This is a genomic window from Mesorhizobium sp. WSM4935, assembly GCF_029625735.1.
Classification (GTDB): Bacteria; Pseudomonadota; Alphaproteobacteria; order Rhizobiales; family Rhizobiaceae; genus Mesorhizobium.
Window position 1 is genome coordinate 455,537 of record NZ_JARTVR010000003.1, and the last position, 26,806, is coordinate 482,342.

At 63.3% G+C, this 26,806-nt stretch carries 32 protein-coding genes; 16 read left to right on the plus strand and 16 right to left on the minus strand.

Features of this window, described 5'->3' with window-relative positions; all coding sequences use genetic code 11:
• Nucleotides 1–4 precede the first annotated feature (4 nt).
• Together P9273_RS10235 and P9273_RS10240 are read right to left on the minus strand one after the other, a co-directional pair.
• Nucleotides 5–1,417 carry a circularly permuted type 2 ATP-grasp protein gene (locus P9273_RS10235; RefSeq protein ID WP_278048791.1) on the minus strand — a complete coding sequence of 471 codons (1,413 nt, stop codon included), beginning with the start codon at nt 1,415–1,417 and terminating at the stop codon, nt 5–7.
• A gap of 169 nt (nt 1,418–1,586) precedes the next feature.
• Complete coding sequence (locus P9273_RS10240; protein WP_040995065.1) at nt 1,587–1,823, minus strand: Lrp/AsnC ligand binding domain-containing protein; 237 nt, start codon at nt 1,821–1,823, stop codon at nt 1,587–1,589.
• A gap of 306 nt (nt 1,824–2,129) precedes the next feature.
• Between P9273_RS10240 and P9273_RS10245 the strand changes: the two genes are divergently transcribed.
• On the plus strand, nt 2,130–2,549 hold the full coding sequence (locus tag P9273_RS10245; RefSeq protein ID WP_278048793.1) for a DUF4864 domain-containing protein: 420 nt from the start codon (nt 2,130–2,132) through the stop codon (nt 2,547–2,549).
• 19 nt (nt 2,550–2,568) lie between these two features.
• On the opposite strand, the gene P9273_RS10250 is transcribed toward P9273_RS10245, so the two are convergent.
• The 8 genes from P9273_RS10250 to coaD all read right to left on the minus strand — a co-directional run bounded on the left by P9273_RS10250 (nt 2,569) and on the right by coaD (nt 8,725).
• A complete protein-coding gene (locus P9273_RS10250) occupies nt 2,569–4,041 on the minus strand; it encodes a hypothetical protein (RefSeq protein ID WP_278048794.1) in 1,473 nt (490 codons plus the stop codon).
• A gap of 84 nt (nt 4,042–4,125) precedes the next feature.
• Nucleotides 4,126–5,256 carry a tRNA guanosine(34) transglycosylase Tgt gene (gene tgt, locus P9273_RS10255; protein ID WP_278048795.1) on the minus strand — a complete coding sequence of 377 codons (1,131 nt, stop codon included), beginning with the start codon at nt 5,254–5,256 and terminating at the stop codon, nt 4,126–4,128.
• Nucleotides 5,249–5,518, minus strand: coding sequence for a hypothetical protein (locus P9273_RS10260; RefSeq protein ID WP_278048796.1), 270 nt, complete (start codon nt 5,516–5,518; stop codon nt 5,249–5,251). Before P9273_RS10260 ends, tgt begins: the two co-directional genes overlap by 8 nt.
• Complete coding sequence (gene queA / locus P9273_RS10265; RefSeq protein ID WP_278048798.1) at nt 5,508–6,596, minus strand: tRNA preQ1(34) S-adenosylmethionine ribosyltransferase-isomerase QueA; 1,089 nt, start codon at nt 6,594–6,596, stop codon at nt 5,508–5,510. Before queA ends, P9273_RS10260 begins: the two co-directional genes overlap by 11 nt.
• Nucleotides 6,596–7,042 (minus strand): DMT family transporter, encoded by a 447-nt coding sequence (locus tag P9273_RS10270; RefSeq protein WP_278048800.1) that lies wholly within the window; start codon nt 7,040–7,042, stop codon nt 6,596–6,598. Before P9273_RS10270 ends, queA begins: the two co-directional genes overlap by 1 nt.
• Before the next feature lie 15 nt (nt 7,043–7,057).
• The gene (locus P9273_RS10275) at nt 7,058–7,570 is read right to left on the minus strand and encodes a peptidylprolyl isomerase (protein ID WP_278048801.1); all 513 of its coding nucleotides are present in this window, start codon (nt 7,568–7,570) and stop codon (nt 7,058–7,060) included.
• A gap of 30 nt (nt 7,571–7,600) precedes the next feature.
• Nucleotides 7,601–8,206 carry a peptidylprolyl isomerase gene (locus P9273_RS10280; RefSeq protein ID WP_442920204.1) on the minus strand — a complete coding sequence of 202 codons (606 nt, stop codon included), beginning with the start codon at nt 8,204–8,206 and terminating at the stop codon, nt 7,601–7,603.
• An 18-nt stretch (nt 8,207–8,224) separates the two neighbouring features.
• Entirely contained in the window at nt 8,225–8,725 is a 501-nt protein-coding gene (coaD, locus tag P9273_RS10285) for a pantetheine-phosphate adenylyltransferase (protein ID WP_278048802.1), read from the minus strand.
• 284 nt (nt 8,726–9,009) lie between these two features.
• Between coaD and P9273_RS10290 the strand changes: the two genes are divergently transcribed.
• Complete coding sequence (locus P9273_RS10290) at nt 9,010–9,162, plus strand: hypothetical protein (RefSeq protein WP_095765297.1); 153 nt, start codon at nt 9,010–9,012, stop codon at nt 9,160–9,162.
• A gap of 50 nt (nt 9,163–9,212) precedes the next feature.
• Here P9273_RS10290 and gyrA read toward each other — a convergent pair whose 3' ends face one another.
• Complete coding sequence (gene gyrA, locus P9273_RS10295) at nt 9,213–11,999, minus strand: DNA gyrase subunit A (protein WP_278048805.1); 2,787 nt, start codon at nt 11,997–11,999, stop codon at nt 9,213–9,215.
• A gap of 526 nt (nt 12,000–12,525) precedes the next feature.
• Here gyrA and P9273_RS10300 point away from each other — a divergent pair.
• The gene (locus tag P9273_RS10300; protein ID WP_052458596.1) at nt 12,526–13,539 is read left to right on the plus strand and encodes a PQQ-dependent sugar dehydrogenase; all 1,014 of its coding nucleotides are present in this window, start codon (nt 12,526–12,528) and stop codon (nt 13,537–13,539) included.
• Between the two features lie 66 nt (nt 13,540–13,605).
• Here the strand turns inward: P9273_RS10300 and P9273_RS10305 are convergent, their stop codons facing one another.
• Nucleotides 13,606–14,436, minus strand: coding sequence for a helix-turn-helix transcriptional regulator (locus P9273_RS10305; RefSeq protein ID WP_040995089.1), 831 nt, complete (start codon nt 14,434–14,436; stop codon nt 13,606–13,608).
• 84 nt (nt 14,437–14,520) lie between these two features.
• On the opposite strand from P9273_RS10305, the gene P9273_RS10310 reads away from it, so the two are divergent.
• The 3 genes from P9273_RS10310 to P9273_RS10320 all read left to right on the plus strand — a co-directional run bounded on the left by P9273_RS10310 (nt 14,521) and on the right by P9273_RS10320 (nt 16,187).
• Entirely contained in the window at nt 14,521–15,051 is a 531-nt protein-coding gene (locus P9273_RS10310; RefSeq protein ID WP_278048806.1) for a hypothetical protein, read from the plus strand.
• A 32-nt stretch (nt 15,052–15,083) separates the two neighbouring features.
• Complete coding sequence (locus tag P9273_RS10315; protein ID WP_278048807.1) at nt 15,084–15,461, plus strand: VOC family protein; 378 nt, start codon at nt 15,084–15,086, stop codon at nt 15,459–15,461.
• Nucleotides 15,462–15,557: 96 nt separating this feature from the next.
• Nucleotides 15,558–16,187 (plus strand): MarC family protein, encoded by a 630-nt coding sequence (locus tag P9273_RS10320; protein WP_040995093.1) that lies wholly within the window; start codon nt 15,558–15,560, stop codon nt 16,185–16,187.
• 38 nt (nt 16,188–16,225) lie between these two features.
• Here the strand turns inward: P9273_RS10320 and P9273_RS10325 are convergent, their stop codons facing one another.
• From P9273_RS10325 to P9273_RS10335, 3 genes are all read right to left on the minus strand, one after another.
• Nucleotides 16,226–16,651 carry an OsmC family protein gene (locus P9273_RS10325; RefSeq protein WP_278048808.1) on the minus strand — a complete coding sequence of 142 codons (426 nt, stop codon included), beginning with the start codon at nt 16,649–16,651 and terminating at the stop codon, nt 16,226–16,228.
• Nucleotides 16,652–16,827: 176 nt separating this feature from the next.
• On the minus strand, nt 16,828–17,226 hold the full coding sequence (locus P9273_RS10330; protein WP_278048809.1) for a DUF2306 domain-containing protein: 399 nt from the start codon (nt 17,224–17,226) through the stop codon (nt 16,828–16,830).
• Nucleotides 17,227–17,258: 32 nt separating this feature from the next.
• Complete coding sequence (locus tag P9273_RS10335) at nt 17,259–17,780, minus strand: single-stranded DNA-binding protein (RefSeq protein ID WP_040995100.1); 522 nt, start codon at nt 17,778–17,780, stop codon at nt 17,259–17,261.
• Between the two features lie 235 nt (nt 17,781–18,015).
• On the opposite strand from P9273_RS10335, the gene P9273_RS10340 reads away from it, so the two are divergent.
• The 10 genes from P9273_RS10340 to P9273_RS10385 all read left to right on the plus strand — a co-directional run bounded on the left by P9273_RS10340 (nt 18,016) and on the right by P9273_RS10385 (nt 26,549).
• Nucleotides 18,016–18,330, plus strand: coding sequence for an ArsR/SmtB family transcription factor (locus tag P9273_RS10340; protein ID WP_042642786.1), 315 nt, complete (start codon nt 18,016–18,018; stop codon nt 18,328–18,330).
• The gene (locus tag P9273_RS10345; RefSeq protein WP_278048810.1) at nt 18,327–18,803 is read left to right on the plus strand and encodes an SRPBCC family protein; all 477 of its coding nucleotides are present in this window, start codon (nt 18,327–18,329) and stop codon (nt 18,801–18,803) included. Before P9273_RS10340 ends, P9273_RS10345 begins: the two co-directional genes overlap by 4 nt.
• A gap of 16 nt (nt 18,804–18,819) precedes the next feature.
• The gene (locus P9273_RS10350) at nt 18,820–19,422 is read left to right on the plus strand and encodes an ATP-dependent Clp protease proteolytic subunit (protein WP_278048811.1); all 603 of its coding nucleotides are present in this window, start codon (nt 18,820–18,822) and stop codon (nt 19,420–19,422) included.
• Between the two features lie 76 nt (nt 19,423–19,498).
• Nucleotides 19,499–19,780 (plus strand): hypothetical protein, encoded by a 282-nt coding sequence (locus tag P9273_RS10355; protein ID WP_278048812.1) that lies wholly within the window; start codon nt 19,499–19,501, stop codon nt 19,778–19,780.
• A 499-nt stretch (nt 19,781–20,279) separates the two neighbouring features.
• Nucleotides 20,280–20,570: a hypothetical protein gene (locus tag P9273_RS10360; RefSeq protein WP_278048813.1), complete on the plus strand. Its 291-nt coding sequence runs from the start codon at nt 20,280–20,282 to the stop codon at nt 20,568–20,570.
• A 14-nt stretch (nt 20,571–20,584) separates the two neighbouring features.
• Nucleotides 20,585–23,506 (plus strand): excinuclease ABC subunit UvrA, encoded by a 2,922-nt coding sequence (gene uvrA, locus P9273_RS10365; protein ID WP_278048814.1) that lies wholly within the window; start codon nt 20,585–20,587, stop codon nt 23,504–23,506.
• 33 nt (nt 23,507–23,539) lie between these two features.
• Nucleotides 23,540–24,004 carry a GNAT family N-acetyltransferase gene (locus tag P9273_RS10370; RefSeq protein WP_278048815.1) on the plus strand — a complete coding sequence of 155 codons (465 nt, stop codon included), beginning with the start codon at nt 23,540–23,542 and terminating at the stop codon, nt 24,002–24,004.
• Between the two features lie 27 nt (nt 24,005–24,031).
• Complete coding sequence (locus tag P9273_RS10375; RefSeq protein ID WP_278048817.1) at nt 24,032–24,838, plus strand: DUF72 domain-containing protein; 807 nt, start codon at nt 24,032–24,034, stop codon at nt 24,836–24,838.
• Between the two features lie 204 nt (nt 24,839–25,042).
• On the plus strand, nt 25,043–25,294 hold the full coding sequence (locus tag P9273_RS10380; RefSeq protein ID WP_278048818.1) for a hypothetical protein: 252 nt from the start codon (nt 25,043–25,045) through the stop codon (nt 25,292–25,294).
• A 109-nt stretch (nt 25,295–25,403) separates the two neighbouring features.
• The gene (locus tag P9273_RS10385; RefSeq protein WP_278048820.1) at nt 25,404–26,549 is read left to right on the plus strand and encodes a GGDEF domain-containing protein; all 1,146 of its coding nucleotides are present in this window, start codon (nt 25,404–25,406) and stop codon (nt 26,547–26,549) included.
• 17 nt (nt 26,550–26,566) lie between these two features.
• Here the strand turns inward: P9273_RS10385 and P9273_RS10390 are convergent, their stop codons facing one another.
• On the minus strand, nt 26,567–26,743 hold the full coding sequence (locus P9273_RS10390; protein WP_278048821.1) for a hypothetical protein: 177 nt from the start codon (nt 26,741–26,743) through the stop codon (nt 26,567–26,569).
• Nucleotides 26,744–26,806: the final 63 nt, after the last annotated feature.

Here is a 26,806-nt window from a genome sequence, read left to right on the forward strand (position 1 = left end):
CATATCAATCATCCAACACCCACGTATCCTTCGTCCCGCCCCCTTGTGAGGAATTCACCACCAGGGAGCCCTCTTTCAGGGCCACACGCGTCAGGCCGCCCGGCACGATCTGGATGCGGTCGGAGACCAGCACATAAGGCCGAAGATCGACATGGCGGGGCGACAGGCCCTTCTCGGTCAGGATCGGACAGGTCGAGAGCGCCAGCGTCGGCTGGGCGATGTAGTTGGAAGGCTTCGCCTGGAGTTTGTTGGCGAACGCCTCACATTCCTTCTTGGTCGCGGCCGGGCCGACCAGCATGCCGTAGCCGCCGGAGCCATGCACTTCCTTGATCACCAACTCGCCGATGTGCTCGAGCACATATTTGAGGCTGTCGGGCTCCGAGCAGCGCCAGGTCGGGATGTTGCCGAGGATCGCCTTGCGGCCGGTGTAGAACTCGACGATCTCGGGCATATAGGAATAGATCGCCTTGTCGTCGGCGATGCCCGTGCCAGGCGCATTGGCGATGGTGATGTTGCCGGCGCGATAGACATCCATGATGCCCGGCACGCCGAGCGCGGAGTCCGGCCGGAAGGTCAGCGGATCGAGGAAGGCGTCGTCGACGCGCCGGTAGAGCACGTCGATCTGCTTGTAGCCTTCGGTGGTGCGCATCGCGACGTGGCCGTCGACGACGCGCAGATCCTGCCCTTCGACGAGTTGCACGCCCATCTGGTCGGCGAGGAAGGCATGTTCGAAATAGGCCGAGTTGTAGGAACCCGGCGTCAGCACCGCGATGGTCGGCGTGCCTTTGGCGCTTTGCGGCCGCACGGCCGCCAGCGACTGGCGCAGCAGCTGCGGATAGTTCTCGACAGGCCGCACCTTGATCTTCTGGAACAGCTCCGGAAAGAGCTGCATCATCGTCTCGCGGTTCTCGAGCATGTAGGAGACGCCGGACGGCGTGCGGGCATTGTCCTCCAGCACGTAGAACTCGTTCTCCGAGATGCGCACGATATCGACGCCGATAATGTGGGTATAAACGCCGGCCGGCGGCCTGACCCCGATCATCTCGGGCAGGAAGGCCTCGTTCCTGGCGATCAGATCCTTGGGCACCCGCCCGGCGCGCAGGATCTCCTGGCGGTGGTAGATGTCGTCGAGGAAGGCGTTCAGCGCCTGCACGCGCTGTTCGATGCCTTGCGTCAGCCGGCGCCATTCCTGGCCGGAGAGGATGCGCGGCACGATGTCGAAAGGGATCAGCCGCTCGGAAGCTTCCTGCTCGCCGTAGACCGCAAAGGTAATGCCGGTCTTGCGGAAGACGCGCTCGGCGTCCTGCATCTTCTGGGTAAGCCTGGCCGGGTCCTGCTCCTTCAGCCAGCGATCGTAAGCCTCATAAGGTCTTCTCAATCCGGAGACTTCCGGAAGCATTTCGTCGAACGCTGCCAATCGCGTACTCCCCTCTGAGGCCATTTCACTGGCCCCGCCGGAGAAAATCAAGCGCAATCGGTGATTTAGGAAGCCGTGACGGTCACTCCATGCAAATTGCCTAAAATCAAGGCACGGATGGCAAGGCCGGGTCAGTTCCTGCTTCCCGGCGGGGCACAGCGAGACCCGATCAGAACGCCCGGAAGGTCACGATAGTGAAGGTGTCCTTGATTCCAGGCAGAATCTGCACCCGCTCGTTGACGAAGTGGCCGACGTCTTCCTCGTCGTCGATATAGAATTTGGCAAGCAGGTCGTAATTGCCAGCGGTCGAGTAGATTTCGGAGGCGATCTCGGCATCGGCGAGCGCGCTGGCGACCTCATAGGACTTGCCCAGGTCGCACTTGATCTGCACGAAAAATGCCTTCATTGCCCGGTCCTGCCAGCCTCGGAGCAATTCCAGGAAAGTACCTGGCGGCTTTCGTCTGGAATTGCGTCAAAACAAATGGTTGGAACGGGTCGGCGATTCCAAGAGCCGATCCGTTCCAACGAATAAGCGGCCCTTGTGGCAGACTGCCGCTCGGCTTTCAAGCTTCACGCGACGCGCACCTCAAAGAGCATCTGATCTCGCCTCCCGACGCTGAAACGGCGAAATCTTCGTAGCTCGGTGAAACCACGCCATCCCGCGACGCGTATGTTAGATTCGTTCGCCAAGTGAATTCCGGGGAGGCAGGCCATGCGCCGCGCATTGTTCGCACTAGCTCTCGTTCCGATGTTGATGACCTCGCTTGCCTTGGCTGGCGATGCCGAGACCAAGGCCGCGCAGACGGTAATCGACAGCCAGTTGAAGGCCTTCATCGCCGATGACGGGGCCACCGCCTACAGTTTCGCCGCACCGAACGTGAAGCAGATCTTTCCGACCGTCGACACCTTCATGAACATGGTGACGAACGGCTACGCGCCGGTGCGTAAACCTCAATCCTATTCCTTCGGCAAGGGCCAGGAGACCGCGCCCGGTTCGATCGTCCAGCAGGTGTTGATCGTAGGACCCGACGGCAAAGACTACGAGGCGGTCTACACCCTGCAGCAGCAGGCGGACGGCAGTTTCAAGATCACCGGCTGCAGCCTGCGCGCCGCGACTTCGGTCAGCACTTGAGTCCAGCCGGCGTCACTGCTCAATCGCGGCGGCTGTATAGCGTCCAGCCCAAACCGGAGAGGCCCCAGAAGGTCGAGGCTCCGGCTCGTTGGTAGGCAAGTGCGCAATCGAATTCCACGTGCTCAGGCTGCTTCTGGGGATCCCCTTCGAGAATGAGCCACTCCGCGCGTCCGGCGCAAATCTTGTCCTGGGGGACAAGCGATGCCTGACGGTCCTTGCGGGCAGCGAAATAATCGACCACCATGCCGGTGCGGAAATCGGCGTTGGTGGCGTATGTGGCGGCGCCGCTGTTGGTCATCTCGTCCACCATGTCGGAATAGGACCCGCGGCCATGCTCATAGAAACGGGCCAACAACGCTACGTTGCCACCCACCACAAGCATGAGAATCCCGACGGCGCAAAGCCTCCTCGTGCCGCCGGTGTCGAAGCCGCGTCCGATCATCTCTCCGGCCCAGAGCAGCAATAAGGTTCCGCTGACGAGGAAATAGCGCGGGAATTCGACATTCGGCACATGCGCCACCGCCATCAAGGCGGGCAGTCCGACGATGCCGATGGCATAGAGACTGGCGCGGCGATCGCGTGAGACGCCTGCGTAGGCCGAAACCAGGACGCAGACGACCGCGATGCAGGTCCAGCCGCCGATCCAGTCCGGCAGACCGAAAAGATAGCGGATCAGTCCGCCATAGCCGACGGCGAACTGCTCAAGCGAGAAAGACGAAAACCCGCCGATCTGGAAGCTGAAGAGGCGAGCGCCCACGACGATTGCCGCAGCAAGCGGAAGGACGGCAAGGAAAGCAGGCAAGAAGGCCTGGACGACCTCCCTGTTGACGACAATCAGGCTGCGGCTGCGTCGCCAGCTCAGCCACGCCGTCCAGACCGTGAGCACTACGACCGTTTCGGTCATCGTCAGGTGGGAAAGGAAGCCGAGCAGGACTGCGACGGCAAGAGCGACGCTGTACGCACCCCTTTTGTCGAACCAGCGCTCCAGAAGGGCCACGGCAACGAGTGTGAACAGCACCAGGCCGGCATAGCCACGCGCCTCCGAGCCGTAGTGAACCATTGGATAGCTCACTGCGAACAACAGCGCCGACGCGATCAGGGCCCAGCGCCCGCGCGATATCACCGCGGCTGCAACGATGGTACAGGCACCGAGCGTTATCGACAGGCCGCGCTGGACCAGCGGCGCGGCATCGGGGCCGACGACATACTGATACATCGAGTTGAGGAAGTGATTGTTGTCGTGGTTTATGCGCCAGAATATCTGGTCTATCGACGTCAGGGGACTGAGCAGCGTGATGCTCCAGATCTCGTCGTGCCAGAGATCCCCGCGCGCGCCGAGCAGACGCAAGGACAAGCCGACGAGAACGACCGCCGAAATTACAAATAATAGACTGTAGCTCCATCGCCGGATCGCTACCGATCCCGACTGGTCGACGCATATATTAGCTTTTACTACATTAACGTCGGCGATCGACGCCTCTATCTTTGCCAAGGTCGTGCCGCCCTTTACCCCGATACGGCAAGAGATACTTACTCTTCATTTGATTTATGAAAAGTTCTCCGACCGCTTCACTGGTCAAAGGGCCGGAACATCGCCCCTCGCCCAGCCTTCGGTGATCTCGGCGGCGCGCGTTTCAAAAGCCTGCGCCTCGATGGCTGCCCGGATGTCCTGCATCAATCTCTGATAATAGGACAGGTTGTTCCAGGTCAGCAGCATGGCGCCGAGCGCTTCCTGCGAGCGCACCAGGTGATGCAGATAGGCGCGCGAATAGTCGCGCGCCGCCGGGCAGTCGCTTTCCTCGTCGAGCGGCCGCGGATCGTCGGCATGACGGGCGTTCCTGAGATTGACCTTGCCGCGGCGTGTGTAAGCCAGACCGTGACGGCCGGCGCGCGTCGGCATCACGCAGTCGAACATGTCGATGCCGCGCGCCACCGATTTCAATATATCGTCCGGCGTGCCGACGCCCATCAGATAGCGCGGTCTGTCGGCCGGCAGTTCCGGGCAGGTAATGTCGAGCATCTCCAGCATCACCGCCTGGGGCTCGCCGACCGCAAGCCCGCCGACGGCGTACCCTTTGAGGTCCATCGCCTTGAGCGCCTGCGCCGAACGCAGGCGCATCGGCGCGCTGTCGCCGCCCTGGACGATCCCGAACATCGCCTTGCCCGGCTGGTCGCCGAATGCCGTCTTGCAGCGCTCGGCCCAGCGCAGCGACAATTCCATGGCGCGCTCGATCTCCTTTGGCTTTGCCGGAAGTGCCGTGCATTCGTCGAGCTGCATCTGGATATCGGAATCGAGCAGTCCCTGGATCTCGATCGACCGCTCCGGCGACATCTCGTAAGGCGCGCCGTCGATATGCGAGCGAAAGGTGACGCCCTGTTCGGTCAGCTTCCTGAGCTTCGAAAGCGACATGACCTGGAAGCCGCCGCTGTCGGTCAGGATCGGATGCGGCCAGCGCGCGAACTCATGCAGGCCGCCGAGCCTCGCCACGCGCTCGGCGCCCGGCCGCAGCATCAGATGATAGGTGTTGCCGAGGATGATGTCGGCGCCGACGCCGCGCACCTGGTCCATATACATGGCCTTGACGGTGCCGCCGGTGCCGACCGGCATGAAGGCAGGCGTGCGGATCTCGCCGCGCGGCATCGAGACAACGCCGCGCCTGGCCTTGCCGTCAGTGGCAAGCACGTTGAAGGAAAAAGTCTCAGCCATTGAATTCCTTGTCATGCACCGGAGCGCCCGGCGCCTGCTCGTCGAGCGACTGCCGGTAGCGGATGCAGCCCCGCATGAATTTCGGCCAGGGTGGCACGGCGATCGACGGCTCGGTCTTTTCCGGCAAAAGGTCCCAGAGGTCGGGATGATGCCAGCACAGATCATGCCCGGTCGCGTCGCGATGCGCGCGGATGCCGGCGCGCAGCTTTTTCACCTCCGCCATCAGCATGTCGCGGTCCATTTTCTCGAGATCATCGTCCATCGCTCGTCTCCGCCCGGTAAAGCAGGCTGGCATCGCCATAGGAATAGAACCTGTAGCGGTTCTCGACGGCATGCGCATAGGCCGAGCGCATCGTCTCCAGTCCGCTGAAGGCCGAGACCAGCATGAACAGCGTCGAGCGCGGCAGATGGAAATTGGTCATCAGCATATCGGCTGTGCGGAACCGATAGCCGGGCGTGATGAAGATGTCGGTCGGTCCGGACCAGGGCTCGATCCTGCCGTCCGCACGCGCCGCGCTCTCCAGCAGCCGCAGCGACGTCGTGCCGACACAGATGATCCGCCCTCCCCGCGCCTTGGCCGCCTTGAGCGCCGCCGCCGTCTCCGGGCTCACCGAGCCGGTCTCGGCATGCATCTTGTGATCGGCCGTGTCGTCGGCCTTGACCGGCAGGAAGGTGCCGGCGCCGACATGCAGCGTGACGAAGCGGCGCTCGATGCCCCTGGCGTCGAGCGCGGCAAACAGCTCCGGCGTGAAATGCAGCCCGGCGGTGGGGGCAGCGACTGCGCCCTCTTCCCTGGCATAGATCGTCTGGTAATCGGCGCGGTCGCGCTCGTCGTCGTCGCGCTTCGAAGCGATGTAAGGCGGCAGCGGAATATGGCCGACGGCCTGCAGCGCCTCGTCGAGGAACGGCCCGGAAAGGTCGAAGCCGAGCAGCGCCTCGCCCGCCTCTCCCTTTTCGAGCACCGTCGCGTCGAGCTGACCGAGGAAGCAGGAATTCTGGTCATGGCCGAAATGGATGCGATCGCCGGCGGCGATGCGCTTGCCCGGCCGCATGAAGGCCTGCCAGCGGTCCGGCGCTACCCGCATATGCAGCGTCGCCTCGACCTGCGCCACCGCGTCGCCGCGCTTACGCATGCCTTTGAGCTGCGCCGGAATGACCTTGGTGTCGTTGAAGACCAGCACGTCGCCTTCGCGAAGCAGCGACGGCAGATCGCAGACGGTGCGGTCCTGCAATGCTTCTCCCGGTTTGACGACCAGCAGCCTGGCGCTATCGCGCGGCTCCGCCGGGCGAAGCGCGATGCGCTCCTCCGGCAGGTCGAAGTCGAACAGGTCGACGCGCATCAGAAGAGCCGGATGAGCAGCGCCCCGGCAAGCAAGAGCACGGCGCCGGCGACGCGGCCAAGCGAGATTTCGCGCACCGCCACGCCGAGGAAACCGGCGCGGTCGATCAGCATGCCGGCGATCAGTTGGCCGGCGACCAGGAATGCCATCAGCGCGGCAGCGCCGATGCGCGGCGTGAGGATCGTCGACAGCGTCACATAAAAGCCGCCGAGCATGCCGCCGGCGATGAACAGCCAGGGCGCCGGCGCTTTCCAGTCCAGCGAGATGCCCTGCAGCTTCACCACCGAGACCGAGATGATGCCCAGCACGATGGCGCCGGACAGGAAGGAGAACGCGGCGGCGGCCACCGGAAGACCGAGGCCGCGCGCCAATTGGGAATTGATCGGCGCCTGGACGGCGATGAAGGCGCCGGACAGGATGCCAAGCAGGGACCAGACTGCGCCCATCGTCGTTCTTGCGCCTTACTTGACGTCGGCCGCGACCTTCAGCGACACGATCTTGTCGGGATCCTGCACCGGTTCGCCGCGCTTGATCTTGTCGACATTTTCCATGCCTTCGATGACCTGGCCCCATACGGTGTACTGGCGGTTGAGGAAGGCGGCGTCGTCGAAGCAGATGAAGAATTGCGAATTGGCCGAGTTCGGGTTCTGGGCCCGAGCCATCGAGCAGGTGCCGCGGCCGTGATTGGCGTTGGAGAACTCGGCCTTGAGGTCCGGCTTGTCGGAGCCGCCCATGCCGGCGCGCGACGGCGCATAGGTAGCCTTGGAGGAATTGCCGAACTTGACGTCGCCGGTCTGCGCCATGAAGCCGTCTATGACGCGGTGGAACACCACGCCGTCATAGGCACCCTCACGCGCCAGTTCCTTGATGCGGGCGACGTGCCCGGGTGCCAGCTCGGGGTACATCTCGATGACGACCGGACCCTTGGTCGTTTCCATGATGAGCGCGTTCTCGCGGTCCTTGATCTCAGCCATGTCAGAAATCCTTTTTGAAAATCGAGGGAGTTATTTGCCGTCGGCGGCGATGCGAACCTTGATCATGCGGTCGGGATCGGTGACCGTGCCGTTGTCGGCTTCGTCGCCCTTCTTGATCTTGTCGACGAGGTCCATGCCGCCGACCACCTTGCCGACGATGGTGTACTGGCCGTCGAGGTTCGGCGCCGGCGCGAACATGATGAAGAATTGCGAGTTGGCCGAATTCGGGTCTTGCGAGCGGGCCATGCCGACCACGCCGCGCGTGAACTGCTCGGTCTGCGAGAACTCGGCCGGCAGGTCGGGAAGATCGGAACCGCCGGTGCCGACGGCTTGCGGATTGAAGCCCTTCTTCATGTTGCCGAACTTGACGTCGCCGGTCTGCGCCATGAAGCCGTCGATGACGCGGTGGAAGGCGACATTGTCATAGGCACCGTCGCGCACCAGCTTCTTGATCTGCGCGACATGCTTAGGCGCCAGGTCGGGGCGCAACGCGATGGTCACGTCGCCGTCCTTGAGCGTGATGATCATGGTGTTTTCCTTGTCGGCGGCGACGGCCGGCCCGGATGCCGAGAAAAGGGATGCCGCGAAAAGGCCGGCAAGCACGACAAGGAACGAAGCGAGCTTCTTCAGCTGCATGGGAATCTCCGGGAAAGCCTATCTGGTGAACTTGGCGTTGAGCGCGCCGGCGACGGCCACTGGCACAAATGGGCGGATATCGCCACCCATCGAGGCAATCTGGCGCACGAGTGTGGCGGTAATGGTGCGCACCGAGGGGCTGGCGGGGAGAAAAACCGTCTGCAATTCTGGCGCCATCGTCTCGTTCATGCCGGCCATCTGCATTTCGTAGTCGAGGTCGGTGCCGTCGCGCAGGCCGCGGATCATGATCGAGGCGCCGTGTTTGCGGGCCGCGTCGATGACCAGCCCGTCGAAGGAAACGACCTTGATGCGGTCGCCGTCTCGGCCGAACTCGGCTTTGGTCGCGGCCTCGATCAGCTCCACGCGTTCCTCGAAGGAAAACAAAGGCTTCTTACCCGGATGGATGCCGATCGCCGCATAAACGGTGTCGGCTACCGCGAGCGAGGCTTTCAGCACGTCGAGATGGCCGTTGGTCAGCGGGTCGAAGGAGCCGGCGTAAAGAGCGATGCGTTCGGTCATGGCAGGCTTCTAGAGCAATTCCAGGAAAAGTGTGAGCGGTTTTCCGTCCGGAACTGCGCAAAACAAAAAGATAGAGCCGTCCGCCGTTTCCCACGAAACGCATTAGCGAGCTTCTCAAACGATGGCAAATCCCACCGATTGGCCGGCCGTGAACCTTTTCGCGCCGATGAACGACAGATGAATGCGGCAATCACGAACGTTTCACGCAGCGTTCACTAGGCTGCCGCTTCAAGCGATGAAACCAAATTCCCATGTCATCGTTGTACGCCCAGGAGAACACGCAAATGCTGATCTACATGCTTGCCACTGCAATGACCATCGTGATGCTGATCGCGACTGCATTCGGGTTGCATCAGGAAGCTGCGCGGGTGCGCGTCAAGGCCAACACAAAGCGGCTCGATGGTTTTGCTCACCGCAACGTCTACCGTCGCCACTAATCACCACTATCACCGCACCGGCCCAGAGGGCCGGTGAAGCTTTGACGGACCTATTCGCTCTCGCCCCCATTGTCGGCGCCAGTCTCGCTCGAAGCCACTTCTTCGGCCTCTTCATCCGACTGCGGCTCCGAAATCCGCTCCACCGACACAACCTTCTCGCCCTCAGCCGTGTTGAAGATCGTCACGCCCTTGGTGGCCCGGCTGGCGAAGCGTATGCCGTTGACCGGCACCCGGATGACCGTGCCGCCGTCCGAAACCAGCATGATCTGGTCGTCATTGCCGACCGGGAAGGTAGCGACCAGGCGGCCGATCTCGGCCGTCTTCGACACGTCGGTGGCGCGGATACCCTTGCCGCCGCGACCCGTCAGGCGGAAGTCGTAGGACGACGAACGCTTGCCGTAACCATACTCAGTCACCGTCAGCACAAACCTTTCATGCGCCTTGAGGAACTCGTAGCGCTCGTCGGAGAGCTCGGCTTCCTCGCCGACCTCCTCGTTGGTGAGCGCAATCTCCTCTTCCTCGCCGGCTCCGCCGGCGGCAAGCCGGCGCTCGGCCGCCGCGCGCTTCAGATAGGCTGCACGCTCGGCGGGTGACGCATCGACATTCTCGATGATCGACATCGAGATGATGCGGTCGGTCTCGGCCATGCTTATGCCGCGCACGCCGACGGAATTGCGGCTCTGGAAGACGCGCACGTCCGAGACCGGGAAACGGATGCACTGGCCCGAATTCGCCGTCAAAAGCACGTCGTCATTGTCTGTGCAGGTCTCGACGCCGAGAATCTCGTCGCCCTCTTCCTCCAGCTTCATGGCGATCTTGCCGTTGCGGTTGACCTGGACGAAGTCGGACAGCTTGTTGCGGCGCACGGTGCCGCGCGTGGTGGCGAACATCACGTCGAGCTCGCCCCAGCTGGTCTCGTCCTCCGGCAGCGGCATGATCGTCGTGATGCGCTCGCCCTGCTCGAGCGGCAGCATGTTGATCAGCGCTTTGCCGCGCGATTGCGGGTTGCCAACCGGCAGACGCCAGACCTTTTCCTTGTAGACGATGCCGCGCGAGGAGAAGAACAGCACGGGCGTGTGCGTGTTGGCGACGAACAGCCGAGTGACGAAATCCTCGTCCTTGGTCGACATGCCGGAGCGGCCCTTGCCGCCGCGGCGCTGTGCCCGGTAGAGCGAGAGCGGCACGCGCTTGATGTAGCCGGAATGGCTGACGGTGACGACCATGTCCTCCCGCTGGATCAGGTCCTCGTCTTCCATATCCGCCCCGCCGTCGGAGAGCTCGGTGCGGCGCGGCGTGCCGAACTCGTCACGGACCGCGATCAGCTCGTCCTTGACGATCTGCTGGATGCGCGCGCGCGACGACAAAATATCAAGGAAATCAACGATCTCGGCGCCGATCTTGTTCAACTCGTCGCCGATCTCGTCGCGGCCGAGCGCGGTCAGGCGCTGCAGGCGCAGGTCGAGGATGGCGCGCGCCTGTTCCTCGGAGAGATTGTAGGTGCCGTCCTCGTTGATGCGGTGGCGCGGATCGTCGATCAGCTTGATCAGCGGCGCGACGTCATGCGCCGGCCAGCGCCGCTCCATCAACTGCTCGCGCGCCGTCTGCGGATCGGGCGCGGTGCGGATGAGCTTGATCACCTCGTCGATGTTGGCGACCGCAATCGCCAAGCCGACAAGGACATGGGCCCGCTCGCGCGACTTGCGCAGCAGGTATTTCGTGCGGCGGCTGATCACCTCCTCGCGGAAACCGACAAAGGCCTTGAGCATGTCGATCAGCGTCATCACTTCCGGCTTGCCGCCGTTGAGCGCCACCATGTTGGCGCCGAACGAGGTCTGCAGGGGCGTGAAGCGGTAAAGCTGGTTGAGGATGACGTCGGCGACAGCCTCGCGCTTCAGTTCGATGACGACGCGATAGCCCTGACGGTCGCTCTCGTCGCGGATGTCGGAAATGCCGTCGATACGCTTTTCGCGCACCAGTTCGGCCATCTTCTCGATCATCGCCGCCTTGTTCACCTGATAGGGGATTTCGGTGACAACGATGGATTCACGATCGTTTCCGCGCCTTTCGATCTCGACGCGACCGCGCATGACGATAGAGCCGCGGCCAGTGGAATAGGCGCTGTATATACCGGACCGGCCAAGGACGATGCCGCCGGTCGGGAAATCCGGGCCGGGCACGATCTCCATCAGCGCCGGCAGGTCGATGGCCGGATTGTCGATGATCGCCATCGCTCCATTGCACACTTCGGCCAGATTGTGCGGCGGGATGTTGGTGGCCATGCCGACGGCGATGCCACCTGAACCGTTGACCAGCAGGTTCGGGAAACGCGCAGGCAGCACCTTCGGCTCTTGTTCAGCGCCGTCATAGTTGTCCTGAAAATCGACCGTTTCCTTGTCGATATCCTCCAGGAGTTCGTGCGCGACCTTGGTGAGCCGCGACTCGGTGTAGCGCATGGCCGCAGGCGGGTCGGCGTCGATCGAGCCGAAATTGCCTTGACCGTCGATCAGCGGCACGCGCAGCGACCAGTCCTGCGCCATGCGAACCAAGGCGTCATAGATCGAGGCGTCACCGTGCGGATGGTATTTACCCATCACGTCGCCGACGATGCGCGACGATTTCACATGCTTGCGGTTCCAGTGGTAACCGCCTTCCTGCATGGCGTAGAGGATGCGCCGGTGCACGGGCTTCAAGCCGTCGCGCACGTCTGGCAGCGCGCGGCTGACGATCACGCTCATAGCGTAATCGAGATAGGAGCGCTGCATCTCCTCGATGATTGAAATCGGCTCGATGCCGGTGGGGCCGCCGTCCGGCCCGCGCGGTGTCTTCTGGTCGGTCAAATCAGGTCACAATCCAGTCGGGAATCACTGCATGCTTATATAGGAAGCCTCGCCGAAACTCCAATGTCGGCCGGACTTTTCCAGAGACAATTTCGGTGGTAATTTCAAATGGATACCGCTGATTGCGACGATATGGCCACCGTCGTTTTCGCCGTCATGCGGCAAGGTCGGCGATGGATCGGGCAAAAACCGCAAGTGCTGTGAACCTGGCCTCATGGCTGCCCCTGCGGGCGCTGAGCGGCTGGAGCGTCAAGGACCTCAACGGCGATCTGGCGGCCGGCGCGTCGGCCCGCACCAGCAAGGCAGATAGTCCGCGTCCTTGCTCCTGGCGAGCGCCAACGCTTCCTTCATCGCTTTGTTGAAATTCTTCGCAACTGCATCCTTATCGATGCCGTCGGATTGACGGCAGCCGGGCCTGGCAAGCTCCGTGCCCTGCCTGTCACCGCTGTATCGGTGGCTCCGACTTGAAACAGGGATAAGCCGCTCCAATTCCCTCCGGCAGACCTGCTTGCGTGTGGAGGCGGCAATGGACGTCCTTTCCCTCAAGACCGGATTGCTTTCCGCTGGAATTCGATTTCTCGCTTTCGCTTCGGTTGCGACGGTCGCCTCCGGTTTGGATATCGGCGCGGCGCGGGCTGCGCTTCTTGCCCGCGTTCCAGCCGCGCGCGAAATGGCGGTCTGCGGCGACATGCTGTTCGTCGGCACCAAAGGCTCCTCGGTCTATGCCTTGCCTGTCTCCGGGGGACGCGCCCGACGGGTCGCCTCCGGGTTCTCGGCTGCGAGCGGTGTCGCATGCTCCGGCAGTCGTCTGTTCGTAGCCTCGAGGAACAGCGTGACCGCCTTCGATATCGGACCAGGAGGCGCCCTCAGCGGCAGGCGCGACATTCGCCGGGGATTGGCGAATTCAGGGGTTCATAGTTATCGCTATATCGGCGTCGGCCCCGATTCCAGGCTCTATGTCTCGTTGGGATCGCCTTGCAACATTTGCCAGCCGCGCGGACTGCAAGGCACGATCGTCAGCATGAAGCAGGACGGGTCCGATCTTCGGCGCGTCGCCTGGGGCGTGCGTAATTCGGTTGGCTTCGACTGGCACGGCGGCACGATGTTCTTCACCGACAACGGCGCAGACCGTATGGGCGACGACATCCCGCCCGACGAGTTGAACGAGCTCCGGCCCGGCGGCTTCTACGGCTTTCCATATTTCGGCGGCCAAATCCGGCTCAAGGGATTCGAGGGCTCGCGACCGCCCGCGCAGCAGATTTCGCCCGCCTTCGAGTTCCAGGCGCATGTCGCAACGCTCGGAATCCATTTCTTCCGCAGCCTCGGCGGCGACGCTCTGGTCGCCGAGCACGGAAGTTGGAACAGGTCGGTACCCGTCGGCCGCCAGGTCGTGCGCGTACGGTTCCGAGGCGGACGGCCGGTCTCGGTAGCGACATTCGCCAGAGGCGTTGGTCGCCCCGTAGATGTCAAGGAAGCGCCGGATGGCTCCGTCCTTATATCCGACGACAGCGGAGGCGCGATTTACGTTTTCAAGCAATGACAAAGGGGCACTCGAGACACCCGGTTGTTGGCGAAATTGCCGGTCCAAATCAAAGCCCGTCCGGCGCTATCGCATGTGGGCTCGCCTGGCTCGGTATGCGCCAGGCGCTTCCCCCATCTCGCGCCGGAACCGGCGGTTGAAGGTCGACAGGTCGTTGAAGCCTGCGTCGAAGGCGATCGTCGAGATCGCCGCGTCCGAGCTGCGCAGGCGCACCGCGGCGCGGTGCAGTCTGGTCCGCAGCAGGAACTGATAGGGCGTCATGCCGGCAACCTGCCGGAACGTGCGCAGGAAATGATACGGGCTGGTCGCAGTGCCGTCAGCGAGCTCGGTCAGCGAGAGCGGTCGCTCGGCGTTGAGCTCGATCAGGCGCACGGCCTCGGCAACCCGTTTCTGGTCGCGGCGGCTGGGAGTCCGTGCCGCTCTGGAAAGACCGGCGGCAGCCGCGATGACCGCGCCTGCAATGCGCAGGCCGAGTTCCTCGAATGCCTCGTCGTCGCCGGATTCCCGCGCTGCCTCCGCCCCGGCCAGCAAAGGCGCCAGCGCCGGCAAAGGCGGCAGGCGCGGATCGGCAAAGCCGAGCCGTTTTACGCCCGGCAAGTCGGCCATGACGCGTTCCATATAGGCCGGCGAGAAATGGAACGAGAGGCAGCGGTCGCCGGCACCGTGCTCATGCCCGCATTCGTAGCAGGCGCCGGGATTGCCGAGCAGGATGGCGCCCGGCGCCAACATTGCCGTGCCCTGGCGCGTGCGATAGCGGAACGTTCCCCTGGTCACCGCGGCGATGCAGAAGCCGCGATGCTCCTCCTCGAACGGCTTGTCGCCGGCAGCGGCGGTGCACACCACGTCGGACACGGACCAGCCATGTCCTGAAGCCAGGGTTTTCTGCGCTGTCGTCATGCCCGAAAGATAGCAATTTTTCCCAAGCGACGAACCTGCCATGCCCCTATTGCTTGCCCTCTCCTGACAAACGAGGCAGCAACAATGACCGATCCCTTTGCTGAGGCCCTGCACAGTGACGGGCCCAAACCAGACCTCGCCGAAAAGCTGAAGCTCTACGGCCGCTTCATCGGCGCCTGGGCATTCGACGCCACCCGCATCCTCGAGGACTGCACCAGGCTTACAGGGCGCGGCGAGGTGCATTTCGGCTGGGTTCTGGAAGGCAGGGCCGTGCAGGACGTCTGGATCCTGCCCGCCCGCGACGCAGGTCCCTCCCCCTCGCTCGGGCCGTGGACCTTCTACGGCACGACATTGCGTGTCTACGATCCCAGCGCCGACGCCTGGCACATTTTCTGGAGCGACCCGCGCAACCAGTATTACAGCCGGCAGCTCGGCCGCGCCGAGGGCGACACGATCATCCAGGTCGGCGCCGACGGCACCGGCGCGTCGGTGCGCTGGAGCTTTTCACGCATAACCGAAAACTCGTTCCGCTGGCTCGGCGAGCGCTCGCATGACGGCGGCGCGACCTGGCGCATGGAGGTCGAGTTTTTGGCGCGGCGCTCGACTCCAGCTTAAGCGACCAACCAATTGCAATCATGGAGGAAACAATGCTCGACCATGTCTCGATCGGCGTCCGTGACGCCAGCGCTTCGAAACGCTTCTATGACGCAGCGCTGAAGCCGCTCGGCTATTCCTGTCTCAGCCAGTCGCCCGGTTCCCTCGGTTACGGTGCCGAGACAGTCCAGCTTTGGGTAAACGATGCCGGGCGGCCGGTACCGGCTGACATGGACTCCGGCCTGCACTTCTGCTTCTCGGCGCCGACACGCGCCAGCGTCGACGCCTTCCATGCGGCCGCATTGCGTGAGGGCGGCAAGGACAACGGCCAACCTGGACTGCGCGCGGCCTGTGGCGACAACTATTATGCCGCCTTCGTCATCGATCCGGATGGTTACCGGCTGGAAGCCTATTGCAGCAATGCCGAATAGCCGGCTGATTTACCCTCCCGCCTGTTTCCAGCACCCGGCCTTTGCTCTACCAATTGCGGAGCTCGGGCGTCGCCCCGGCGGGAGGGGGGACCAGCGATGCCGAGCTTCGATACCCTGTTCAACGCCTTCGTCACCATCCTGGTGACCATCGATCCGCCGGGGCTGGCGCCGCTCTTCCTTGCGGTGACGCGCGGCATGAACCGCGAAGAGCGTCAGCAGGTCTCGGTGCGTGCTTCGGTGATCGGCTTCCTGGTGATGGCGCTGTTCGCAATTGCCGGCGCCTCGATCCTGTCGGTGTTCGGCATCACGCTGCCGGCCTTCCGCGTTGCCGGCGGCTTCCTCTTGTTCTTCATCGCCTTCGAAATGGTGTTCGAGCGCCGTCAGGACCGCAAGGAGAAGATCGGCGACGTCGCCATAACCAAGGACATGATCCACAACATCGCCGCCTTCCCGCTGGCGATTCCGCTGATCGCCGGCCCCGGCGCGATTTCGGCGACGGTGCTCTTATCGGGGCATTTTGAGGGCTTTGCCGCACAGGCAGCGCTGGTCGGCATCATTTTCCTCTGCCTCGTCATCACCTATCTGGTGTTCGTGCTGTCGGAACGCATCGACCGCATCCTCGGCCAGACCGGCCGCTCGATCCTGACGCGCCTGCTCGGCGTGATCCTGGCCGCGCTCGCCGTGCAGTTCGTGGCCGACGGCGTAAGGGCGCTGATGGGGGCATAATCCGCAGCTGCGAGTGGCTCACACCTACTGCCTACTGCCTACTTCACCACCGTTTCGACCACCTCGAAATCATGCGTGATCGTCGCCGTCTTCGCCATCATCGCGCTGGCCGAGCAGTATTTCTCGATCGAGAGGTCGATCGCCCGTTTCACCTTGTCGCGCGAGAGCGCGCGGCCCTTGACGATGAAATGCATGTGGATGCGCGTGAACACTTTCGGGTCGGTCTCGGCCCGGTCGGCGTCGAGCTCGACCACACAATCCTCGACCGCCTCGCGGCCTTTCTCGAGGATGTGGACGACATCATAGGCAGAGCAGCCGCCGGTACCGATCAGCACCAGTTCCATCGGGCTCGGTCCAGGCGTCTTGCCGTCCGGCCCATGCGCCGTGCCCAGCACGACCTTATGGCCGGTGCCGGACTCGCCGACAAAGGTGCGTTCCTCGACCCATTTGACGCGTGCTTTCACGTTTGATCTTCCTTGCGAAATTCCCGTCCGCGCCAAGGCGTGGTGAGATTCAGGTCAGGCCGTGCCGAAAATGGTGGCTTCCGAGAACCGGAGCGGAGCGTACTTGAAGTACGTGAGCACCGGAAGCGCAGGAAACCGGCATTTGCAGGCCGGCCTCACCTGAATATCAACACGCCCTACTGGCCGAACACGACGGCATGCATGACCCGGCCGGGGAGCAGCGTGAAGATGCCGGCGCCGACCAGCGCGAACAGATAGAGCTTGATCATGGCGCCGCGATGCGCCGCCACCTTATGGGTGTGCGCATACGATGCCGCCAGCGGCACCGTGACCAGCACCAGGATCGACAACAGATGGATCGGGCTGAACGGACCGACGAGCCGTATCTGCTGGATCCAGAAACTCGAAATGGCGATGACCAGCATCAGCGCCACCCAGGCATAGCCCAGCACGCGGTGACGCGCAGTACCCTTCGGCAGCACCAGCTGGGCGCCGCCGATGGCTAAAGCGGCAAAGGCCGCGAAGGCATGCCATGGAATGGGAGGCGGCGCCGACAGAAGCGGTCCGAGCGACATCGCGCCTTCCCTCAAATGCCGTTTCGAGGCGCTTAGAACGGGATCTCGTCATCCAGCTCGCGCGACGGGCCGCCACCGCCGCCGCCTCTCGAACCACCGCCGCCGCCGCGACTGAAACCTTCATTCGGGCCGGACTGGCCGAAATCCGAACCGCGGCTGCCGCCGCCGGAATAATTGCCGACCTGGCCGCCGCCACCCTCGCCGCGCGCGTCGAGCATCTGCAATTCGCCACGGAATTTCTGCAGCACGATTTCGGTCGTGTAGCGGTCATTGCCGGTCTGGTCCTGCCATTTGCGGGTCTGCAACTGGCCCTCGACATAGACCTTCATGCCCTTCTTCAAATACTGCTCGGCCACCTTGGCAAGCTGGTCGTTGAAGATGACGACATTGTGCCACTCGGTCTTGTCCTTGCGCTCGCCGGTGTTCTTGTCGCGCCAGCTTTCCGACGTGGCGATGCGGATGTTGACGACCGGATCGCCGGAATTCAGGCGGCGGATTTCAGGGTCCGCCCCGAGATTGCCGACCAGAATGACCTTGTTGACGCTACCCGCCATCTTACTTCTCCGCGCTCATCCGAAACAATTTTTAAGCCGCTCACCTTACAGCCTCGGGGTCGCGCATGCCCGCAAAGGCTGGTTTTTCCCACAAGGTTTTTGTTCCCTTTTCGTTCTAGTCACCGCAGCCCTTTCTGTCAAGGAATGTCAGCAAAGGCGGGTTTGAACATGCATCCCGATATGGCGATCAAATAGAAGCTTGCCAAATCGATAAGTATCGACTTATGCTTCATCCGTGATCGAAGCAGAGATTTTCCGGGCACTCGCCGACCCCACCCGTCGCGCCGTCTACGAGCGGCTGACCGCCAGCGAAATGAGCGTGAGCGAGCTGCGTGCCGGCATGAGCGTGTCGCAGCCGGCGGTCTCCCAGCATCTCGCCGTTCTGCGCGGCGCCGGCCTGGTGGTCGAGCGGCGCGCCGGCCGCAACGCCTACTACCGCGCCGATCCGCAAGGGCTCGATCCGTTGCTCGGCTGGATCGAACGCTACCGCGCCTTCTGGCCGGAACGCATCGAGAAATTGAAGACGGTTCTGAAGGGAATGGACCAATGACGGCAACCGAAAACCCGATGGTCAACGAAGCGCCGCTCAGCTTCGAATGCGACCTTCCCGATCCGCCGGAAAAAGTCTGGCGAGCGCTGACCGAGCCGGAACTGCTCGCCGCCTGGATGATGCCGAACGACATCAAGGCGGAAGCAGGCCGCCGCTTCGCCTTTGCCGGACCGGATGCGCCGATCGAATGCGAGGTGATCGAGGCCGAGCCCGGCAGGCTGTTGCGCTACTCCTGGCGCGAGCGGCCCGGCGCCAAGGACGCGGACCGGCTTCCCGCCTTTGACAGCATCGTCACGTTCACCCTTGCCGGCACCGCCTCGGGCGGCACGCATCTTCGCATCGTGCATGACGGCTTCGTGCCGGTGGCGCAGCCGCTCGTCGCCGTCTCGGGCGCGGGATGCGGACTTTCGCTGGACGCGCGCAAGACCCCAACGGCCGCCAATGCGCCTTGCATGATGCTGCGCGCGGCCTGATCGAAAGGAATCCGTCATGAGCATTGCCAATCTGGTGCCGATGGTCATCGAGCAATCGAGCCGCGGCGAGCGCTCCTTCGATATTTTTTCGCGGTTGCTGCGCGAGCGCATCGTCTTCATCAACGGCGAGATCAACGACAACGTGTCGGCGCTGGTCTGCGCGCAGCTTCTGTCGTTGGAATCGGACAATCCCGACAAGGAGATCTCGCTCTACATCAACTCGCCCGGCGGCATGGTGACCAGCGGCTTCGCCATCTACGACACCATGCAATACATCTCCTGCCCGGTGTCGACGGTCTGCATGGGCTTCGCCGCCTCGATGGGCTCCTTCCTGCTGATGGCCGGCACGCCAGGGCGACGCATCGCCCTGCCCAACACCAGGATCGTGCTGCATCAGCCGCTTGGCGGCTTCCAGGGCCAGGCCTCCGACATCCAGCGCCATGCCGAGGATATTGTGCGCACCAAGCAGCATATGACCGAGCTTTACGCCAAGCATTGCGGCCGGACCTACGAGGAAGTCGAGCGCACGCTCGACCGCGATTACTTCATGAGCGCCGCGGAAGCCAAGAACTGGGGCCTCGTCGACCACGTCTACGATACGCGCAAGAAAGCGGCCTGACTTCGCGAGGCAGACGCGCGGCAATTTGATCGCCGCGCGTCTGGCATCGCTCCAGCCGCGTCCCTATAGTCCGCGCATGACCAATCCGCTCCAACGCAGACAATTATGCGCTATTCTCGCCGCGCTTGCCGCCGCGCTGGTGTCCGGCACCGCGCTTGCCGACGACAGCTCGGCGCGGAAATTGCCAGGCGTCAGCGACGACTACCGCATCGCCAAGCCGGCGCCGCAGCCGGAACCGGACGACGCGCAGCCCGCCGGCGGCGACGGTTCGTTCAAGATCGGCAACACCGATGTCCGGATCGGTGGCAGCATAACGATCGACATGGCGACGGGCGGCATGAAGCTGCCGAACCACTGAAAACCCTTGCGTCACTTACTCGAAAGGCGAGCGCCCTACAAAATGTAAGCCCCACCCCTGCTGTGCAGACGGATGGGGCTTCATGGATCCAAGAATCCAACTTTAGCCGGGAATAGACTGCCGGCGTTCTGTTTCGGATGCAACGCGGCATTCAGCCGACGATCCGACTATCGTCTCTGATTGTAGGAATCGGCAAGTCACGGTTTGTCGGGCTGGCGTTTCAAGTCTGCCCTGGCACTTATGCCTGCCGCGGCTCCATCTCCGTATGGAGCCTCAAGGGACTGTCCGGTGGCGTCATGCTCCGCTCCTGGGTCCGTTGCGACAATGTCGTTCGAAGCGCTAATCGCTATCACCTGCGGCGTCTCGCAGGCCGCCGGTTGGGCGGCGAGGCCATCGAAAGACGGCCGGCTTCGCTGACGGTTTGGAGACTGCTCCCCCAGGTCCGCGACGTCAACCGTCGACGGCCGGTTACCGAAAAATGTGATCGCCAGGAGGTTACGTGAAGGTAAGCTGGATGGTGTGGATCAACGGGGCGGGCATTGGCGGTACTGACTTCCACGACGCTCTTAGCGACTGTTTCACAACCATTAGCGCGATTGTTTCCACAGGCGCTTTGTCAGGAGCGTGTTCGGCCTTTGTTCTTTCCGCTTGCCCGCTCGCGCGAAAGACGGTTAAACCCATGATCGGCTTCTTCCGTCGAGATTGTGGCGTCTCTCGACGCGGCGGCAAAACAACCTACATATGGGATGGCCGGGAAGAACCCGCCCAATCCAGCAAATTCCAGATCTGAGGCGGCGACCGGCGATGGCCGACCAAAAATACCTTTCCATTCGCGGGGCGCGCGAGCACAATCTCAAGAACGTCGATCTCGACCTGCCGCGCGACAGCCTGATCGTGATGACCGGGCTGTCGGGCTCCGGCAAGTCGTCGCTTGCCTTCGACACCATCTATGCCGAGGGCCAGCGCCGCTATGTCGAAAGCCTGTCGGCCTATGCCCGGCAGTTCCTGGAGATGATGCAGAAGCCCGACGTCGACCAGATCGACGGCCTATCGCCCGCCATTTCCATCGAGCAGAAGACCACCTCGCGAAACCCGCGCTCGACGGTCGGAACCGTCACCGAGATCTACGACTATATGCGCCTGCTCTTCGCGCGTGTCGGCATCCCCTATTCGCCGGCGACAGGCCTGCCGATCGAGAGCCAGACCGTTAGCCAGATGGTCGACCGCGTGCTGGCGCTGGAGGAAGGCACACGTCTCTACTTGCTCGCGCCGATCGTGCGCGGCCGCAAGGGTGAGTACCGCAAGGAACTCCTGGAGCTGCAGAAGAAGGGGTTCCAGCGCGTCAAGGTCGACGGCGTCTTCTACGAGATCGCCGACGTCCCGGCGCTGGACAAGAAGTACAAGCACGACATCGACGTCGTCGTCGACCGCATCGTCGTGCGCGGCGATCTGGCGACCCGGCTCGCGGACTCGATGGAGACCGCGCTGAAGCTCGCCGACGGCCTAGCCGTGGCCGAGTTCGCCGACCGGCCGCTCGACGCCAGCCTGACCGGCGAAGACTCGGTCAACAAGTCGAAGAACGAGACGCATGAGCGCATCCTGTTCTCGGAGAAATTCGCCTGCCCGGTGTCCGGCTTCACCATTCCCGAGATCGAGCCCCGGCTGTTCTCCTTCAACAACCCGTTCGGCGCCTGCCCGACCTGCGACGGCCTCGGCAGCCAGCGCGCCATCGATCCCAACCTCGTGGTGCCGGACGAGAACGTCTCGCTGCGCGACGGCGCCATCAGCCCATGGGCGAAGTCGACCTCGCCCTATTACGCGCAGACGCTCGAGGCGCTCGGCAAGGCCTATGGCTTCAAGCTCGGCGACAAGTTCAAGGATCTGAGCGCGGAGGCGAAAGAAGCCGTGCTGCATGGCACCGGCGAGCGCGAGATCACCTTCCAATATGACGACGGCTTGCGTTCCTACAAGACGACCAAGACCTTCGAGGGCGTCATCCCTAATCTCGACCGGCGCTGGAAGGAAACGGAATCGGCCTGGATGCGCGAGGAGATCGAGCGCTTCATGTCGGCCACCCCCTGCCCCGCCTGCAACGGCTACCGCCTGAAGCCGGAAGCGCTGGCCGTGAAGATCGCCGGCAAGCATATCGGCGAGGTCACGGAATTGTCGATCCGCAAGGCCGACCAGTGGTTCACCGATCTGCCTTCACAGCTCAACGAGAAGCAGAACGAGATCGCGGTGCGCGTGCTCAAGGAAATCCGCGAGCGGCTGCGCTTCCTCAACGATGTCGGCCTCGACTATCTGACGCTGTCGCGCAACTCCGGCACTCTGTCGGGCGGCGAAAGCCAGCGCATCCGGCTCGCATCGCAGATCGGCTCAGGCCTCACCGGCGTGCTCTATGTGCTGGACGAGCCGTCGATCGGCCTGCACCAGCGCGACAATGCGCGCCTGCTCGATACGCTCAAGCACCTGCGCGACATCGGCAACACGGTGATCGTCGTCGAGCATGACGAGGACGCCATCCTGCATGCCGACTATGTCGTCGACATCGGCCCGGCCGCCGGCATCCATGGCGGCCAGATCATCGCGCAAGGCACGCCGCAGCAGATCATGGCCACACCCGCTTCGATCACCGGCAAATATCTGTCGGGCGAACTCGAAGTGGCAACGCCGGCCGTGCGCCGCGAGGCGAAGAAGAACCGGCGAATAAAGGTCGTCGGGGCGCGCGGCAACAATCTGAAGAACGTCACGGCGGAGATTCCGCTCGGCACATTCACCTGCGTCACCGGGGTCTCCGGCGGCGGCAAGTCGACCTTCCTGATCGAGACGTTGTTCAAGGCGGCCTCGCGCCGCATCATGGGCTCGCGCGAGCATCCGGCCGAGCATGACCGCATCGAAGGGCTGGAGTTCCTGGACAAGGTCATCGACATCGACCAGTCGCCGATCGGCCGCACCCCGCGCTCCAACCCGGCGACCTATACCGGCGCCTTCACGCCGATCCGCGACTGGTTCGCGGGCCTGCCCGAAGCCAAGGCGCGCGGCTACCAGCCGGGTCGCTTCTCCTTCAACGTCAAGGGCGGCCGCTGCGAGGCCTGCCAGGGCGACGGCGTCATCAAGATCGAGATGCACTTCCTGCCCGACGTCTACGTCACCTGCGACGTCTGCCACGGCAAGCGCTACAACCGCGAGACGCTGGACGTGCTGTTCAAGGGCAAGTCGATCGCCGACGTGCTCGACATGACGGTTGAGGAAGGCGTCGAGTTCTTCTCGGCGGTGCCGGGCGTGCGCGACAAGCTGGAGACGCTGAAGCAGGTCGGCCTCGGCTATATCCATATCGGCCAGCAGGCGACGACTTTGTCGGGCGGCGAGGCGCAGCGCATCAAGCTCGCCAAGGAACTGTCGCGCAAGGCGACCGGCAAGACGCTCTACATCCTCGACGAGCCGACCACGGGTCTGCATTTCCACGACGTCGCCAAGCTGCTCGAAGTGCTGCACGAACTGGTCGACCAGGGCAACACGGTGGTGGTGATCGAGCACAATCTCGAAGTCATCAAGACCGCCGACTGGGTGCTGGACCTCGGCCCCGAAGGCGGCGACGGCGGCGGCGAGCTGGTCGCTTCCGGCACGCCGGAAGCCATCGTGCGCGAGAAGCGCAGCTACACCGGCCAGTTCCTGAAGGAGCTCCTGGAGCGGCGCCCCGGAGGCAAACGCGAAGCGGCCGAGTGAGCGCGCATTTCGTCGATGTCTGGGGGTGTTTGAATGACAATTAGAAGAGCGCTTTCCGGTGATCTCCCGGCCGTTGTCGCGCTGACCACGGCCGCCTATGCTCCCTACACCGCCCTGTTCGGCGCCCCACCGATCCCGGTCACCGAGAACTATGCGCCGCGCATCGAGCGTGGCGAAGTCTGGCTGCTGGAAGAAGGCTCAAAGCTCGCCGGATTGATCGTACTAGAGCGTCATCCCGATCACGCCATCATCTTCAGCGTCGCCGTCGCGCCGGCTTTCCAGGGCAGGAAACTCGGGATCAGATTGCTCGACTTCGCCGACGAGCAGACGCGCTCCTGGGGCTTGCCGGAGGTGCGGCTCTATACCAATTCGCGCATGGAGCGGAACATCGCGCTCTATTCCGCTTACGGCTATCGCGAAACGGGTCGCCGCGCCAACCCGTACCGGCCAGGATGGACATTGGTCGACATGGCGAAGCCTGTCGACCGAGCAGCCTGATCGCAGTTCGAACGGAGGAGGAAGACGATGACTGCCCAAGGAAAAATCCGCTCCGGCATGGGCGGCTGGACCTTCGAGCCCTGGGACACCTCCTTCTATCCGGAGAAGCTCGCCAAGGCCAAGCAGCTCCACTATGCCAGCCGCCAGGTGCCGACGATCGAGGTCAACGGCACATATTATTCCAGCTTCAAGGAACCGACTTTCGCCAAGTGGGCCAATGACGCGCCGGAGGGCTTCGTCTTCTCGCTCAAGGGCAACCGCTTCGTGACCAACCGCCGCGTGCTCGGCGAAGCAGGTGAATCGATGATGCGCTTTCTCGGCTCCGGCGTGGCCGCGCTCGGCGAGAAGCTCGGCCCGATCCTGTGGCAATTCGCGCCGGCCAAGAAATTCGACGCCGACGATTTCGAAGCTTTTCTCAAACTTCTGCCCGAGAAGCAGGACGGCGTGCCCCTGCGCCACGCGCTGGAGGTGCGCCACGACAGCTTCATCGTGCCGGAGTTTCCGGCTCTTGCGCGCAAATACAACGCTGCGATCGTCTATGCCGACCATGCCAAATATCCGGCGATCGCCGACGTCACCGGCGACTTCGTCTATGCGCGGCTGCAGACCGGCAGCGACGACAATCCCGACTGCTACACGCCGAAAGGCCTCGACGAATGGGCAGGGCGGGTGAAGACCTGGGCCGAGGGCAAGCAACCGGCCGACCTGCCGCGCGCCGATCCCAGGACCGATGCGCCGGTCAAGCCGCGCGACGTGTTCGTCTACTTCATCACCGAAGGCAAGGTGCGCGCGCCGTTCGGCGCCATGGCGCTGATGAAGAGGGTGACATCCTAAAGCTGCGCATGTTTCCGCAGCCTTTCGTTCAAACGCCAGAGCTCTGCCCGGCGCGCCACGCGACGCAAATCGGCGGTTGGATTGTCGGAACCTGCCGGCATCTTGACCGTTCTGCCTCAGCCGTCAACTGCAGGGACGCAAAGTCGCGGCAGCCACCTCGCGAAACGCTGCCAAATCCCGCAGCGTCGGAAAGGAGCGAGGAAAGTGACCGTTATCCTCGGTGCGTTGCTTACCATCGCAGGCGTCGTGTACATGGCAGTCGCCACGCTGAGGCGTGGACGCCTGAGCGATCCAGCATCCACGGTGCCGGATCGTCCGGCGAACCTGGCAACACCAGGCCCGACACTGGAGCCGCGGCGGCGCGGACTCGGTTTCCTCGGCCTGTCGCAGAATTGGCCGGGTCTGGTGATGATGGGGATCGGCATCATACTGCTGCTGTCGGTGGCGGTCCTCTGACGCTGCGGAATTCCGGCATCTTCACGGCTATCGTAACGTAATCGATACTTCCTTGCTGCACTAATAGCCCACGCCCGGTTCAGGAGCCCGGCGCCGGCGAGGACGGTGCATGCTGCTCGATTACAACTCATTGCTTCTGGCCGTCGGCTTCTCCGCTGCTTGCCTCAGCCTCACGCTGTTCGGAACCTGGCTGACCGCCCGTTCCGACAGATTCCTGCTGACATGGGCGACCAGCGTGCTGGTGGTGGTCGCGGAGGTCTTTGTTTATAACGCCTATATTGATGCGCCCGGAACAGCCCTCGGCATTCTGACGCTGGCGCTGCTGCTGTTCGGCTTCTCGGTGATGCTGGGCGCAGCGCACCAGTTCCGGACCGGCCGCTCGCCGCTGTCCCATATCGCGCTTGGCACTGCCATCTCCTTTGCGCTGGCGTTGCCGCCGATGGCGCTTGGCTATGACGGCCTGGGCTTCATGCTTGAGAATTTCCTCGCCGCGCTGCTCCTATTCGGCACCGCGTATGAATATTGGAAGGGTCGCGAGGAGGCACCGGCGCAACTGGTGGGCGTGGCGCTGCTCTATTCGTTGACCGCTGTTTCCTTCGTGCTGTGCGCGGCCGTGCTGGCTTGGGACGGGAAGCTCGTCCTCGGCCACGCGCCGAGCAACTGGGCGGAGGATCTGAGCCTGGTCATCGTCATCGCCTCGATGACCGGAATCGGCGCGCTGTCGCTGGCGCTCAACCAGGGGCGGCTCGCGCGCCACCACAAGCGTGAGGCTGAGACCGACCCGCTGACCGGCCTACTCAACCGCCGCGCTTTGTTCGACCTGCACGGCAAGACACCGGTCAGCGCTTTCACGGCGGTGGTGGTGTTCGACCTCGACGGCTTCAAGGCCATCAACGACCAGTACGGCCACGCGGCCGGCGACGAGGTGCTGAAGGTTTTTGCCCAGGTGCTCTCCGCCGAACTGCGTCCGAACGACTCCGTCGCCCGCATGGGCGGCGAGGAATTCGCCATGGTGCTGAGGCGCACCTTGCCCGAGACGGCCGAGGCGACGGCCGAACGTGTCAGGGCCGCGTTCGCCGCGCGCACGGTGGAGACGGAGACCGGGCCATTGCGCTGCACGGTGAGCGCCGGTTTCGCCTTCGGCAGCAGCGATGGCATGAGCTTCGACAAAGTGCTCAGCGCCGCCGACAAGGCGCTCTATGCCGCCAAGCGCGGCGGCCGCAACCGCGTGCTCGACTTCCGCCGAGCCGGTTGAAGCCCAGGGCATCGCCCTCAGTGGTGGGCGATCACCTCGTTGAATGCGTCGAGATCGACGTAGAAGACCTTGGTCATTTCGCCCAGCAGATCATCCTCTTCGAAACCTTGCGACATCAGGATGTTGATCGCCGTCATGATATCGGCGCGATCGGTGAGCCGCCGCTTCTGATAGTCCTCGACAAAACGTTCCATCGCCGTCCCCTGGCACGAATCTTTTTGGACGCGTTGACCGACAATCACTCCAGGGAAAGCTAG

What these genes read in the sequence shown, in the direction of transcription:
- P9273_RS10390 (WP_278048821.1), bottom strand. Translation starts at nt 26,743, where the DNA reads ATGGAACGTTTTGTCGAGGACTATCAGAAGCGGCGGCTCACCGATCGC.
- coaD (WP_278048802.1), bottom strand. Translation starts at nt 8,725, where the DNA reads ATGACCGAACGCATCGCTCTTTACGCCGGCTCCTTCGACCCGCTGACC.
- P9273_RS10290 (WP_095765297.1), top strand. Translation starts at nt 9,010, where the DNA reads ATGCTGATCTACATGCTTGCCACTGCAATGACCATCGTGATGCTGATC.
- P9273_RS10355 (WP_278048812.1), top strand. Translation starts at nt 19,499, where the DNA reads ATGACCAATCCGCTCCAACGCAGACAATTATGCGCTATTCTCGCCGCG.
- P9273_RS10335 (WP_040995100.1), bottom strand. Translation starts at nt 17,780, where the DNA reads ATGGCGGGTAGCGTCAACAAGGTCATTCTGGTCGGCAATCTCGGGGCG.
- P9273_RS10350 (WP_278048811.1), top strand. Translation starts at nt 18,820, where the DNA reads ATGAGCATTGCCAATCTGGTGCCGATGGTCATCGAGCAATCGAGCCGC.
- P9273_RS10315 (WP_278048807.1), top strand. Translation starts at nt 15,084, where the DNA reads ATGCTCGACCATGTCTCGATCGGCGTCCGTGACGCCAGCGCTTCGAAA.
- P9273_RS10345 (WP_278048810.1), top strand. Translation starts at nt 18,327, where the DNA reads ATGACGGCAACCGAAAACCCGATGGTCAACGAAGCGCCGCTCAGCTTC.
- P9273_RS10300 (WP_052458596.1), top strand. Translation starts at nt 12,526, where the DNA reads ATGGACGTCCTTTCCCTCAAGACCGGATTGCTTTCCGCTGGAATTCGA.
- uvrA (WP_278048814.1), top strand. Translation starts at nt 20,585, where the DNA reads ATGGCCGACCAAAAATACCTTTCCATTCGCGGGGCGCGCGAGCACAAT.
- P9273_RS10260 (WP_278048796.1), bottom strand. Translation starts at nt 5,518, where the DNA reads ATGGACGATGATCTCGAGAAAATGGACCGCGACATGCTGATGGCGGAG.
- P9273_RS10320 (WP_040995093.1), top strand. Translation starts at nt 15,558, where the DNA reads ATGCCGAGCTTCGATACCCTGTTCAACGCCTTCGTCACCATCCTGGTG.
- P9273_RS10275 (WP_278048801.1), bottom strand. Translation starts at nt 7,570, where the DNA reads ATGGCTGAGATCAAGGACCGCGAGAACGCGCTCATCATGGAAACGACC.
- P9273_RS10270 (WP_278048800.1), bottom strand. Translation starts at nt 7,042, where the DNA reads ATGGGCGCAGTCTGGTCCCTGCTTGGCATCCTGTCCGGCGCCTTCATC.
- P9273_RS10375 (WP_278048817.1), top strand. Translation starts at nt 24,032, where the DNA reads ATGACTGCCCAAGGAAAAATCCGCTCCGGCATGGGCGGCTGGACCTTC.
- tgt (WP_278048795.1), bottom strand. Translation starts at nt 5,256, where the DNA reads ATGGCTGAGACTTTTTCCTTCAACGTGCTTGCCACTGACGGCAAGGCC.
- P9273_RS10330 (WP_278048809.1), bottom strand. Translation starts at nt 17,226, where the DNA reads ATGTCGCTCGGACCGCTTCTGTCGGCGCCGCCTCCCATTCCATGGCAT.
- P9273_RS10305 (WP_040995089.1), bottom strand. Translation starts at nt 14,436, where the DNA reads ATGACGACAGCGCAGAAAACCCTGGCTTCAGGACATGGCTGGTCCGTG.
- P9273_RS10310 (WP_278048806.1), top strand. Translation starts at nt 14,521, where the DNA reads ATGACCGATCCCTTTGCTGAGGCCCTGCACAGTGACGGGCCCAAACCA.
- queA (WP_278048798.1), bottom strand. Translation starts at nt 6,596, where the DNA reads ATGCGCGTCGACCTGTTCGACTTCGACCTGCCGGAGGAGCGCATCGCG.
- P9273_RS10370 (WP_278048815.1), top strand. Translation starts at nt 23,540, where the DNA reads ATGACAATTAGAAGAGCGCTTTCCGGTGATCTCCCGGCCGTTGTCGCG.
- P9273_RS10385 (WP_278048820.1), top strand. Translation starts at nt 25,404, where the DNA reads ATGCTGCTCGATTACAACTCATTGCTTCTGGCCGTCGGCTTCTCCGCT.
- P9273_RS10240 (WP_040995065.1), bottom strand. Translation starts at nt 1,823, where the DNA reads ATGAAGGCATTTTTCGTGCAGATCAAGTGCGACCTGGGCAAGTCCTAT.
- P9273_RS10280 (WP_442920204.1), bottom strand. Translation starts at nt 8,206, where the DNA reads ATGCAGCTGAAGAAGCTCGCTTCGTTCCTTGTCGTGCTTGCCGGCCTT.
- P9273_RS10245 (WP_278048793.1), top strand. Translation starts at nt 2,130, where the DNA reads ATGCGCCGCGCATTGTTCGCACTAGCTCTCGTTCCGATGTTGATGACC.